The sequence below is a fragment of the Pirellulales bacterium genome (genome assembly GCA_035939775.1).
Taxonomy (GTDB): Bacteria; Planctomycetota; Planctomycetia; order Pirellulales; family DATAWG01; genus DASZFO01.
This window is the reverse complement of record DASZFO010000220.1, coordinates 1-11,618: the sequence shown is the minus strand read 5'-3', so window position 1 is coordinate 11,618 and position 11,618 is coordinate 1. Positions and strand designations below refer to the sequence as shown.

Sequence of the window (11,618 nt, the reverse complement as noted above, 5' to 3'; positions counted from 1 at the left end):
GTTCTGGACGAATCGGGGTCGGACGCGGGCATCCTGGCAAAGGCGCTGGAGCTGCTCCAGAGTGACGTTGCTGGCTCCGAGGAGGCGAGTCCGGCCGCTATCGTGAATCAATTCCATCGCTCTCCAAGCCGCCCAGTCTGCGCCAGTCAGACCGGTCCGCTGCATCGGGCCATGCAGCAGGTACGAGTCGATCATTTTGACGCCCAAATGTTGTAGCGAACTCGCGAACGACTGCTCGACCTGCACTGCGATGGAGGCGCCAGGATCATAGGGCAGGCGATGATCCTGTCCCCGTCGGAACGTGAATTTGGTCTGCAAGAACAGATCATCCCGAACCAGCAAGCCGCTTTCGATTGCCGCCGATACGGCCCACCCAACAGCCGCCTCGTCGTAATGGCGGCGCTGATTGGCGGTGTCGATGCCACGGAATCCGTGTTGCAGTGCGAGTTCGGTCAGTCTCTGCGTCTTGTCCTCCTTCCACGCGGTCCCGTAGAGGACGCGGGGCACTTGGACGCCGTCGATTGACAAGCTCCGATCAGACATCGCGTTCTTTAGCTGGTGATTCAAGGCGCTTGTTCGAGTCTCGGGACGCCGCATTGTAATCGCTAACGATTACACTGCGAGGCGAACGCGGACTCGCGATCATCGAAACTACAGGCCGGGGATTCGTGAGAGGGCCAAATACCAAGCGTCACAATCGTTCGGTCCGGCTTCCAACGGCAGTCGGAGCAGGAGCGTCGAACTGCCGCAAGTGCTTGTTGCCGTTGCCCGACACGGCCGTCCGACATGCCCCCCGACGCACGGGCACGTGTCGTCACGTTCCGGTCCTAGAATTATTCTGGGAGTCAATATTAGGATAGTGCCCGATGGGACCCAATCGCCCGGAAATCCTAACCACACCGGCCGCCATTCTCCGGCGGGATCGTCGAAAGCTGGTTACGTGAAGCGCGGCCGCGCCGTCACGAGCCGATGGGACCCAACCAACGCCATGCGGTCGCGCGATGTGACCGCCGGAGTCGGCAATGCGTTCCACCGTTCCGGCCGTGCGCGGCGGTTATGGAACCCGAAGAACTTTACGGAGCGCTCCGGCAGATGGGCGCGGGGGAAATCCACGAACCGATCCGCCCGGACATTCTCACCCGGTTAGCCGAATTGAAAGTGTTCCAGGTTGAACACGGAAAATCGACGTTGACCAAATTGGGCGAGCGGCGCTACGTCGCAACGGAATCGGGCGACGCGCCGCCGGACTTTGAATAGCGCTCACGGCCTGCGACCTCCCCTCCTGATTGATCGTGAATGGGCTTCCCGGCTCAGTTTCCAGACCGCATCGTAGGCGCTTTCGGCGGCCCCGCGGATTGGATCGTCGGCGGATAATTGCTCGCACCGCCGTTTCAGTCACAACAGGAAACTGACGTGCGGGAACAGCGCGTCATAGAGTTTGGCGGCCTGTTCGCGGGTAATATCCGCCCGTAGATGCTCGCGGGCGACGTGGCCGGATTTCAAGATGGCGAAATGTGCGGTCGATTCACATCGGGGTTTCGCCACAGGCGGTTGCCAAGGCTGGCCTGTTTGGTGAAATTGAAGCTTCCGGTGATAATCGTCCGGCCGTCGATCAGCATGATCGTGTTGTGGGCGATCGCGTGCTTGGCGTCGATAAAGCAGGGGATCTCGGCGTGGGCAACGAAGTCGGCCTCGGAATAACTCTGCGTCCGCTCGCTCTTGTCCAAAATGACCGTGATCTTCACGCCGCGCTCGTGGGCTTCGACCAGTGCCTTGGCGATCGGCACTGAGGTAAACGAAAACGCCGGAATCAGGACCGTCTGCCGCGCGTCGCCGAGTTCCTTCACGATGGCTTCGGTACAGCCTCCTTTGGCGAGAAGTAGCAGGCGATGCTCCCTTCTTGCGGTTTTTCAGGGCAGCTTGATGCGGGGATGATGGGTGTTGACCCCGCCGCGTCACAGCCGGTCGAGGACGAGAGCAGGACCACCGCCAGGAGTCCGATTGGCCAGCGCCAGGGAGGTATTTTCATGGAGACCCCAGTCAATCGGTGGATTCCGCGGCTACGATTCGTCATTCCATCTTGGCGGTCGGCAGAATATCCGCACGGGCGGGCGATCAGCAAGACCCGCCGTCGAACGGCGCTAGGCGCGGCGACAATCCGCCATCGCTGATTGGAATGACAGTCCGATCGAGTTGACCGGCGCGTGAATAACGGCGGAAGGTCGAATACAATGAGCGTAGTGAATTCCTGCCAGCATCACCCCGGTGCGTTGTTCTGATTCGTTCCCAGCCGGACCGCCATCACGACTCCGTAAGAATCGTTTCGTCGTACAATTATCATTCCCGCTCACGACCGCATCTCGTGGCGATCTCTTATTGCAAGGAGCTTCGGACATGTCTACGCCCGTGTTTCGTTTGAATCGACGTGCCGCGCTAAAATCAGGCGCCGCGGCGGCGGGAGGAATGGTACTGCCGGGCTGGTTTGTCGAGGAGAACGCGGCCGCGGCGGCGCCCCAGGAGCCGAAATCGCCCAACGACAAGCCGGGGATTCTTCTCATCGGCTGCGGTGGTCAGGGTCGAGCCGATACGGCCCTGGCCGCGAAATTCGGCAACGTCGTCGCGGTCTGCGACGTCGACAGCAAGCGCGCTGGCCAAGCGGCCGAACAGTTCAAGGCCGAGTCCAAGTTCTCCGATTTCCGCGAGGCCATCGCCCATCCGGGAGTCGATGTCGTGATCAACGGCACTCCCGATCATTGGCACACGCTCGTCAGCATTCACGCGCTGCGCTCGGCCAAGGATGTTTATGGCGAGAAACCTCTGACGCTCACAATCGCGGAGGGTCAGAAGTTAGTCGAGGTCGCGCGGGAGACGCGGCGCATCTTCCAGACTGGGAGTCAACAGCGAAGCGATGCCCGCTTTCGTCTGGCGTGCGAGCTGGTGCGTAACGGCCGCCTCGGCAAGCTCCAGCACATTCTCACGATGTTGCCCGCAGGCCCGACCCAAGGTCCCTTCCCAGCACGGCCGGTTCCCCCCGAACTCGATTGGGAGTTCTGGCTCGGCCAAGCGCCGAAGGTCGATTACGTCCCCGAGCGTTGTCACGTGCTGTTTCGCTTCTGGTACGATTACTCGGGCGGCACGGTGACTGATTGGGGTGCCCATCACAACGACATTGCCCAATGGGGCAACGGGACCGAACGCTCCGGGCCAATCTCCGCTGAAGGCAAGATGCTGTTGGCGCCAGTCCCAGGAGGATACACCGCCATCGGCCAGTACCAGATCGAATACGTCTATGCCAGCGGCGTGACGCTCACCTGCAAGAGCGTGGCGCGAGAGAACTTTTATGGCCAGCCGACGGGCCAGGTCCGAAAACCGGGCGAGGAGAATGGCGTGCGGTTTGAAGGAACCGACGGCTGGATCTTCGTGACCCGAGGCAAGATCGAGGCCAGCCGGCCCGAAATCCTTTCCGCTGAGTTGCCATCGAACGCCGAGCGGCTGTACGTGAGCAACAACCACATGGGCAACTTCTTCGAGGGCGTTCGGTCGCGCAAGCCGACGATCTGCGAACCGGAAATCGGCCACCGAAGCGTGTCGGTCTGCCATCTGGGAGTGATCTCCTTGCGGCTCGGCCGAAAGCTGAACTGGGATCCCGCGAAGGAAGTCTTCGTTGATGACGCGGAAGCGAATGGGTTCGTGGCCCGCGAAATGCGCAAGCCGTGGAGTTACGATGCGGTCTGAGCGCTGTTCGACCTTGGTTGAGAAATCGCCGGTGCGGATCCCCACGGGGTTTTCTGTACGACGGGCGCGTCAACAATGTCGGACGGCCGAACAAAACCATGAGCAGGAAGTTATCCGGGTAATTCACTGCGACCAGCTCGGTCAAGCCGATGCCACAGCACATCAATTCCGTCGGTCGGCGACCGTGGCAGTTCAGCCTCGGGGCGCTGTTCGCCACCGTGACATTCGTGGCGCTCGCCAGCGCCGCGGCCAAATACTATGCGATGGCCGTCGGCGACATCCGGTCGTCTCTCGATCCGATAGGCCTGCTCCTCGCCTTCTTTTCGGTCCCCATCCTTTTGTGCTGCGCTGTCGGAGTGCTGCGTGGCCGCTTGCGATCCTCGCTTGCCTACGGAGTTGCGATCGACATCTTCGTGGTTGGACTTGTACTCTTGTTTACCGCGCGAAGTCATTGACGCGAACGCCATGAGCGACAATCTGACCGTCGATACGCTTGCCGCGCGTCTGCACCGCGATGGCTGGAGCACCGGCGATGTGGCCATGAACTATCCCGAGGGCCGCGCGTGGATCGTCTCAGGGCAGCGGGCTGGCCGATGGATCATCCCCGAGGCTGACTCGCAGTCCGCGGCGTGGAGTCATTTTGCGGACGCGGATCTACTATACGACGTCCAGGATTCGACCCGCGCTCTATTTCCTCTCCGCTTCATCGAAGCGATCTTTGAGCCAGGCGTCGCGCTTGGCGCGGAGCGGGGGGTCGGCGGAGGGGGCGACTGACACGGTGAGCTTGTTGGCAAGCGTCACTTTCTCGGTCTGATAGACGTTGGTGTCGTTAGCGGCAGCGAATCGCCGGATGGCTTCTCGGAGAGATCGGTCTTCGGCCAGCGTCCAGCCCTGGCGTTCGATGCGGCGGCGGTAATGCGCGGCCAGTGTTCCCTCGGCCTCGTCGGGTTCGAGCCTGTGCGGCAGCGGCAGCGAGGGATAGCTCGCCGTATTAGCCAGAACTTCGGCGAGAAACATCGCCCCGACGGCTTTGCGCGAGCCGGCCACTGGCGTGTCGGCGTATTCCTTGTCCGACCAGGTCAGGAGATCGACGAGCAACGACCAGCGCCGCGATTTAGGCGAGCCATAGTAGAGGGCCGTCAAATTGCTGCGGAAGTCCTCGCGCCGCGTCATTCGCAGCATTTCCTTGCCGCCAAGGCCGGCGATCATCCGTCCCGAAGTCTGTGACCAGACGCGAGCCGTGCCGAGCATGGCCCAGACCTCGACCGCGTTGATCTCTCCCTTCGTGAAGCCGTGCTCGAAAGGAGCGGGGCTGTCAATTTCGGCCGCGGGCCAAGTGGCCGTGAAGCTCACGTCGGCATTGTGGTATTGCGCCTGCACTCCGCGCTGCCCATCCGGCACATAAGTGACGCTTAACGTCTTGCCCCAGACGACCGGCCGAAACTGCACCTTTTGGCCCTTCTTGCAGAGATTCCACCACGGTGGATGGCATTCTGCGAGAGCCAGGCGGATATAAGCGATGTCTTCTAGCTCGTGAGCATTCAGGGAGGTGAGCTTTTCCGGCGGGGCCAACAACCGTCGTTCCACGTCGTCCCACTTGCCACCGAGATAGTCTTCGACGATTTGCTGATAGAGTCCGGTCGCCTGTGGCTCATCGGCGCAGGCAAACGGCTGGAGGGGGGCGAAATGGCCGAACCACACGATGGCGAAAGCTAACCACAACCGACCGTTGTCGGCGAAGCTCACGGCGATCGACAAGGTAATTTTCACGGAGGATCTTGTCGCGGACGAGTGCGTCTAAAGTTCCCGTAACCTCTCAGCACGCTCCCGGTTATCATCGCCACCACGCCGATGTAGAACAGGCTGTCGGAGCCACGGGCGGAAGCTGCTTGCCAGACGATCAGCGAAAATCCGATTATCAGGCAGGTCCAGGCAACAAGTCGGATTCGGCTGATGGCTTTCATGCCCGTGATTCTACCCGACCGCGCACGGGAAATCCTCCTGAGCGATATGCGCCAGCGCCAACTCCCCCAACAAATGATGGGACGGATCGCATCGCTCACGTGGCGTGTGCTCTGCCGCGCATGATTCCGATCAGCGCACCGAACCCGAGCCGTGGCCGACCATCTCGTCATTCGTTCGGCTGTTCCGCGCCGCCAACTGAGCCGGCCTGTTCACTCCACGGGGTCTTCAACCATGCACTCGGATAGTTACTTTTTCGATCAACGCGAATCCCGATTTCTGGAAGGGGCGCGGCAGGGGTTGGGCAATTCCCCGTTCATCAACAGTGCGGCAACGCAGCGTGTATTCGCCGGCAGGCAAACCCTGCATCAGTGTGGCCCAATGAATCTTTGCCAGTCGTAAGGGCCAAGTGCGAGGCCGTCCCTCGATATCGAAGCCGATGGTTCCCTGCGGAATCTTGTCGTCCGGCAGACCGCCGCCCCACCGCTCGGGAGGCGGGAGGATTTCGGCATTCGCCCATGGCGCTTTGGCAAAATACTCGTCGTCCTTGGGCCATATACTCGCGCTCGGCGTGATCCAGACCTGCACTTTCGACACTCCCGATATGCCCACCTGCGCGTACCCGGTCACGGGGATCGGGCTGCTTGCCGCGACGTCGGTCGGAACGTTGAGCGTCGCCGCGAATGATTTGAGCGGGCTGTCCAGATCGTTGTTGCCGCTGGCGTAGGTATCGTTGGCGTGTGACAGATTCGTGAGCACCACATGAGTAAGCCACTTGATCGACTTGAACCCGTAAGCCTCAGGCACCACGATCCGCACGGGCCCACCGCGCCGGCTGTCGAGCCATTGCCCATTGAGCTTGTAACAGAGGATGACCGGGGGCAAGTCGAACGGATCCTCAAGCACTCGATCCAGCGACAACGAACTGAGAAACATCTGCTTCGGGTCGTCGTTATGATAGCCGTAGTAAAACACGCGGCGCACGTTTTCGCGCGGCTTCGTCATCCAGATCACGTCGCGCAGCGGCACACCCTCCCAGTGGCCCATTCCCAGCGGACAGCCGATATTGAGACACGTCATCACCTTGGCGAATCGCACCGCGGACCTCTCGCCCAGCTTGAGCAAGCCAGCAAAGTCCAAGGCCGTACCGTCCGCCTTGGTCAGTTGCTTGCCCAGCTTCGCCGGATTCTCCGGGTCGGAGACGACCTCCAGCTTCCAGGTGTCGCGGGTCAGACCGACTTCTCGCTTCTTCGCGTCTGGCAGCAAATGCGGCAGCGGCTTGCCGCGCGAGACATCCTGAAATTTGTCGGGCGGTGTGAAATACGGTTCGAGCTTGGCGATCGCTTGCGCCAATTCCGGCGCACGCGGTTCCGCACGGCCGACAGCGGGCCATAAGCCCGCCACGGCCGCTCCGCCGGCGCCGATCCGGATGAAGAACCGCCGCGTCAACTGCTCGTGCTCCGCGGCGAAATGTTGCAGCTCGTCCATCGTCCGGCTCCTGCGGCTTGAGTGACGCGATCAATCCGGCTGGCCATTAGCATACACCTTGGCGCCGCGCTTTGCGTCAATTGCCGCGGCAGTTCAGCTTGCGAGACTGTCGACGAGAGAACCCGCCATGTCCGAATGCGCAGAAATTGCGTGCCCAGCGGCGAGCAGCCGGAGCAAATGAATGTAAGCTATTGAATTCCTGCGGCTGGATCGCCGCATTCCGCCGACGATGGCCTAGCGGCGAGCCTCCCCTACCACACCTCAAATCCGCTGCTGTGTCGCAAGAACTCGATCCATTCCTTGAGTGTCTCGTCGGCGACCCGATAGGCGGACTCAGTTGCCTGGCTGGGATTCTCCTGGCTCTCCTATGCTGTGACCAACGCTCCACCTTTGGTCACACGTAGTTCGGATTCCACGCAGTGGCCGGCGACGTGATGCTCCATCCAACGCTAGAAGCGATTGGCCATTTCCGTGCAGGTCGTTTGCTCGTGGGGTCCAGCGCCGTCGTTGTCGGAAATGCCTACCAGCGTCTCATCGTCGAGCAGATCGAAGCACAGACGCAGGATCAAGTCGTGGATCGGGCGCCACGACCAGATGCTCGCTTGGAAATACTTCCCCGACGGCGAACTCGGGTTGCGGTCGACGACGTCCATTCCCATCCGGTCACCATGCGAAATACTTGCGCGACCGTATTGGCCTCGACCTTTACTTGGCGCCAACTGCCCGCCGCCGGCGACCGCTGAGCAGGTAGATCGCTGACCGTACTTCGATGAGCGGGTCGAGCGACGGCGCGATGCCATCGACGCGCGGAATCGGGTCGAAGATAATTTTGCGCATTTCCGGATCGGCGTCGTTCACGCGGGCCGTCAGGGTGAGCGTGCCGAATTCGACCTCAGGCCGGCTATCCGGCCAGACGACCGTGGCGTCAGCAACTTCGTCGCCGTCCTCCGCCAGTTGCACAAAGACACCGAGTTCGACTGGGCCTTGGGCGAGTCGTTGCGTAAGCTCGTCGAAGAGGAAGTTCGCCGATTTTCCCGCGGCCTCGGAAGTCGTGAGATAATCGTTCCCGGCCCGCGGCCGGATGCGGAATCGGCCATAGCAGTCCTCGCCTTTCTGGTTGGTGAATCGGAACGCCGTAACCGCGAAGAACGACTCCCTGGCGAAGCTGGAGGGAATCGGCTTGAGCGCTTCCACGAATTCTTTGGCATGCGGGTGACTCGCGAGAAATGCCCCGAAGGCTGCCGGCTGACCCTGGCCGAGAGCCGCTGCGAGCGCTCGTAGAAACTCCAAAAACTCTTCGCCGCTGCGAACCGGAAACCCGTTGTGGGAATGGGCGACGATGTCGGTATGGACATGGTCGGCCAAGTAGAAGCGAACGGCGATCCCTCTCGGGCTGGCAAGTTGCGGGTCGTTGTCCGGCACCGTGGGTATGCCTGAGGAGTCGGAAAAACGAACGATGACGGGTGTCGACGGTCGCATCGCATGAGGCGCGCACGTCAATTCCGCCACCTCCGATGATGGCGTAAAAACCCCGGAGCACATGGCGCCCTTGGCGTGAGCCGGCCGAAATCCGGGGTGCAGACCGGATAACGCATCAAGGGCGTCGAGCAATCGCTGAATAAGTACGCTGCTTGGCGCGGAAACAGCAACAGAACTGCTGGCCATGTTTTGCTCCCGATAAAGCGGACGCGAACACTGTCGCGATCGTGACTGATGCCGGGAATTCTAGTCTCTTGGGCACGCCTCAACAACCGATTGCCCACGGCGTTGCCCCACCTGCTTCCCCAATCGCCCTATCAGCCCGAGGTCCAGTTCCCCTTTGGCTCCCCAGCCCTCATTTGAAGAGAGTTGCAATAGGCGACGCTGGTGATTCGCTCCTCACGGTTGCTGATTCGAGGATCCAGGAGTTGCGTCGTTCTATCGCGCCAATGAAGGAGCCGGCTTCCGGATCCATGCCGTAGCGCTCAATACCGCCACCACGTCGGATACAGCGGCGTTGTGGGAACGGTTTGCAGCACCTCTTCCTTGAGCCGCTGCAATTCGTTATTCATCACGCTCAATTCCCAGGCGAGCTGCTGATCGGGTGCGGCAAGAGTCAGGGCTTGCCCACGCTCAAGCTCCAGTCGGCTCACCTCCAGACGCAAGCGGCGGCGTTCGACATCGATAGGGCTGATTACGGCGGCGGCTCGCTGGTTTGCGGCTACAGCGCCGCTCCATTGTACCTTGGCATATCTCATGGCCGACTCCGCACGGCGAAGCCAGACCTCGAACTTGCGGGCCGCGTCATGGGACGTGGCGGCCGCAAGCTCCGCTTGGGCCACGTTGAGATCTTGCTGAAAGCTGATCAGGGTGTCGGCCGAGACCGAGTTGGCCACCTTCTCGTTCATTTGCGTCAGTCGCTTAAGATTCGCCTCAGCCAATGCCACTTCTGCACGGGCGTAGCGCACATCGAGGCTCGTTTGCCGTTCGTCATTCGCTGCATCGCTGGAGGGTGGATCGGCGCTAGCCCATCGGTAGCCGAGCACAAGAAACGCCACGGCGATGAGCGGCAGTGCGAAGATCTTTGAAAGATTCATAGTGGAACCTCGTCTATTTGACATGTACCTCAATCGATGCGCCACGCGCCTCCGCGTCGTCGCGGCGGATCAGAGCGACCAGCTCGGTAGCACTTGGCGGTTTCGCAGGAAACGACAACAATTCTACCGTGAATGGCCGACCTGGGCGGGACTCTGACCGCCCACGGCATCTGATTGGACGGATGGATCGCCGCAGGCATTTGGCCTGGCAGATAGAGTTGTCTCCGACTTCGACGAAACGATAGTCAGCGTCACGAATTTCACAACTCACATCGCTGCCGGTCGGCAGCGATTCACACTCGCAATCGGTAGGGGCCGTTGATGAACTCACTTCACGGGAAAACCTTGCTGATTACTGGCGCCAGCCGCGGCATAGGCAAAGCGATTGCCATTCGTGCCGCGCGCGAGGGCGCGAACATTGTCATCGCCGCCAAAACGGTGCAGCCTCACCCGAAACTGCCCGGCACGATCGAAACGGCCGCTCAGGAAGTTGAGCAGGCAGGCGGACGCGCGCTGGCCTGCGCCGTCGATGTACGGTTTGAAGATCAAGTTCAAGCTGCCGTCGACCGCGCAGTGGCCACCTTCGGCGGCATCGACATCGTGATCAACAACGCCAGCGCGATCCAACTGACGGGCACATTGGCGACCGACATGAAGCGGTTCGACTTGATGAATGGCGTCAACATCCGTGGCACGTACTTGACCTCGAAGCTCTGCCTGCCGCATCTCGTCAAAGCCCCAAACCCTCACATCCTGAATCTCGCGCCGCCGCTCAATCTCGATCCACGTTGGTTTGCGCCACATTTGGCCTACACAATGTCAAAATACGGCATGAGCATGTGTGTATTGGGAATGGCAGCCGAGTTCAAGCCGCAAGGAGTGGCGGTCAACGCATTGTGGCCTCGAACCGTGATTGCCACTGCCGCCGTGCGCAACTTGCTCGGCGGAGAGCAAATCGTCTCACGCGCTCGCCGGCCGGAAATCGTCGCCGATGCCGCGCACGCAATTCTGACGCGAACAAGTCGCAACTGTACGGGCAACTTCTTCGTTGATGAACAAGTCTTGGTTGCCGCCGGGGTCGCCGATTTCGATCAATACGCGGTAACACCCGGCAGCAAACTCTTGGCAGATTTCTTCCTTGACTGTTCTCCGGAGATAGCCGAATAAGTGGCGCGACACGGGGATTCACGCCGGCCCATCAAGCCGGCAATCTGATCGGCGAGGTGACCGAGTTCAAACTTCAGGAGTAGAATCGGCCCGGTGCCGGGGGTTGACGCCGCCTTCGTTTGCCTCGGCACTCCGACCTCGACGACCCGCAGCACCCGCTGGTCATCCGGAATAAAGCTTGATTCGCCCCTGGCTCGCTATTCAAACCGCTCGCACGCCCGCGAACTTGATCTCCCGGCCGACGTAGTAGCCGGCCAGCGTCAGCAGCGATTCGCCGATCGGCTCGGCATCTGCCAGCCCCAGGTCACGGAGCGTGCGGCGAACGAGATCTCGGATGGTCTCGGTGCTGGATTCCATCGTGGCGGCGGCCTCCTCGGGGTGCTAGCAAACGACCGGCGACATGCTTGCGACGCGGATTCGCGATGGTCGACCGGCACTAACGAAAGTGCCTTCCATAGTTTTGGATAAAAACTGCGGGGGCCGGTCGAGAAGGTAGACGCCTTCTGCACAGGCGGATCAATCCATTTATCGGTTTTCCGGATTGGTCCGGTTCAGTCGGAGCAGGCCCGATGGCGCAATAAAAGTCTACGGCACATTCTCATGCGCCGTGGACGTCGATCATCTACAACTCGATCGCCTCGACTTCCGCTACGAACTGGGCCGCGTCGTCACGGAGAAACGCCGATACGA

The 11,618-nt window shown here is 60.9% G+C and carries 12 protein-coding genes; 4 read left to right on the top strand and 8 right to left on the bottom strand.

Annotated features, from left to right (window positions below; translation table 11 throughout):
* Positions 1-543, bottom strand: a 543-nt coding sequence (locus tag VGY55_13790) for an aldo/keto reductase (protein HEV2971040.1), incomplete at its 3' end; no start/stop codon positions are given.
* A 513-nt stretch (positions 544-1,056) separates the two neighbouring features.
* On the opposite strand from VGY55_13790, the gene VGY55_13785 reads away from it, so the two are divergent.
* The gene (locus VGY55_13785) at positions 1,057-1,257 is read left to right on the top strand and encodes a hypothetical protein (GenBank protein ID HEV2971039.1); all 201 of its coding nucleotides are present in this window, start codon (positions 1,057-1,059) and stop codon (positions 1,255-1,257) included.
* Between the two features lie 242 nt (positions 1,258-1,499).
* On the opposite strand, the gene VGY55_13780 is transcribed toward VGY55_13785, so the two are convergent.
* Entirely contained in the window at positions 1,500-1,847 is a 348-nt protein-coding gene (locus tag VGY55_13780) for a phospholipase D-like domain-containing protein (GenBank protein ID HEV2971038.1), read from the bottom strand.
* 547 nt (positions 1,848-2,394) lie between these two features.
* Here VGY55_13780 and VGY55_13775 point away from each other — a divergent pair.
* Both VGY55_13775 and VGY55_13770 read left to right on the top strand, forming a co-directional pair.
* Entirely contained in the window at positions 2,395-3,735 is a 1,341-nt protein-coding gene (locus VGY55_13775; GenBank protein HEV2971037.1) for a Gfo/Idh/MocA family oxidoreductase, read from the top strand.
* A gap of 149 nt (positions 3,736-3,884) precedes the next feature.
* Positions 3,885-4,190, top strand: coding sequence for a hypothetical protein (locus VGY55_13770; protein ID HEV2971036.1), 306 nt, complete (start codon positions 3,885-3,887; stop codon positions 4,188-4,190).
* Between the two features lie 232 nt (positions 4,191-4,422).
* Here the strand turns inward: VGY55_13770 and VGY55_13765 are convergent, their stop codons facing one another.
* The 5 genes from VGY55_13765 to VGY55_13745 all read right to left on the bottom strand — a co-directional run bounded on the left by VGY55_13765 (position 4,423) and on the right by VGY55_13745 (position 9,761).
* Positions 4,423-5,505, bottom strand: a complete 1,083-nt coding sequence (locus VGY55_13765; protein ID HEV2971035.1) for a hypothetical protein — start codon at positions 5,503-5,505, stop codon at positions 4,423-4,425.
* 420 nt (positions 5,506-5,925) lie between these two features.
* The gene (locus tag VGY55_13760; GenBank protein ID HEV2971034.1) at positions 5,926-7,185 is read right to left on the bottom strand and encodes a molybdopterin-dependent oxidoreductase; all 1,260 of its coding nucleotides are present in this window, start codon (positions 7,183-7,185) and stop codon (positions 5,926-5,928) included.
* A gap of 449 nt (positions 7,186-7,634) precedes the next feature.
* A complete protein-coding gene (locus tag VGY55_13755; GenBank protein HEV2971033.1) occupies positions 7,635-7,844 on the bottom strand; it encodes a hypothetical protein in 210 nt (69 codons plus the stop codon).
* Between the two features lie 46 nt (positions 7,845-7,890).
* On the bottom strand, positions 7,891-8,850 hold the full coding sequence (locus tag VGY55_13750; protein ID HEV2971032.1) for a catalase family peroxidase: 960 nt from the start codon (positions 8,848-8,850) through the stop codon (positions 7,891-7,893).
* Positions 8,851-9,149: 299 nt separating this feature from the next.
* The gene (locus VGY55_13745; GenBank protein HEV2971031.1) at positions 9,150-9,761 is read right to left on the bottom strand and encodes a hypothetical protein; all 612 of its coding nucleotides are present in this window, start codon (positions 9,759-9,761) and stop codon (positions 9,150-9,152) included.
* Positions 9,762-10,082: 321 nt separating this feature from the next.
* Here VGY55_13745 and VGY55_13740 point away from each other — a divergent pair, with 321 nt between their 5' ends.
* Entirely contained in the window at positions 10,083-10,928 is an 846-nt protein-coding gene (locus tag VGY55_13740; GenBank protein ID HEV2971030.1) for an NAD(P)-dependent oxidoreductase, read from the top strand.
* 201 nt (positions 10,929-11,129) lie between these two features.
* Here the strand turns inward: VGY55_13740 and VGY55_13735 are convergent, their stop codons facing one another.
* A complete protein-coding gene (locus tag VGY55_13735; GenBank protein HEV2971029.1) occupies positions 11,130-11,285 on the bottom strand; it encodes a hypothetical protein in 156 nt (51 codons plus the stop codon).
* Positions 11,286-11,618: the final 333 nt, after the last annotated feature.

Coding starts and splice junctions, on each gene's coding strand:
- VGY55_13735 (HEV2971029.1), bottom strand. CDS start 11,285: ATGGAATCCAGCACCGAGACCATCCGAGATCTCGTTCGCCGCACGCTC.
- VGY55_13785 (HEV2971039.1), top strand. CDS start 1,057: ATGGAACCCGAAGAACTTTACGGAGCGCTCCGGCAGATGGGCGCGGGG.
- VGY55_13750 (HEV2971032.1), bottom strand. CDS start 8,850: ATGGCCAGCAGTTCTGTTGCTGTTTCCGCGCCAAGCAGCGTACTTATT.
- VGY55_13740 (HEV2971030.1), top strand. CDS start 10,083: ATGAACTCACTTCACGGGAAAACCTTGCTGATTACTGGCGCCAGCCGC.
- VGY55_13775 (HEV2971037.1), top strand. CDS start 2,395: ATGTCTACGCCCGTGTTTCGTTTGAATCGACGTGCCGCGCTAAAATCA.
- VGY55_13755 (HEV2971033.1), bottom strand. CDS start 7,844: ATGGGAATGGACGTCGTCGACCGCAACCCGAGTTCGCCGTCGGGGAAG.
- VGY55_13745 (HEV2971031.1), bottom strand. CDS start 9,761: ATGAATCTTTCAAAGATCTTCGCACTGCCGCTCATCGCCGTGGCGTTT.
- VGY55_13760 (HEV2971034.1), bottom strand. CDS start 7,185: ATGGACGAGCTGCAACATTTCGCCGCGGAGCACGAGCAGTTGACGCGG.
- VGY55_13770 (HEV2971036.1), top strand. CDS start 3,885: ATGCCACAGCACATCAATTCCGTCGGTCGGCGACCGTGGCAGTTCAGC.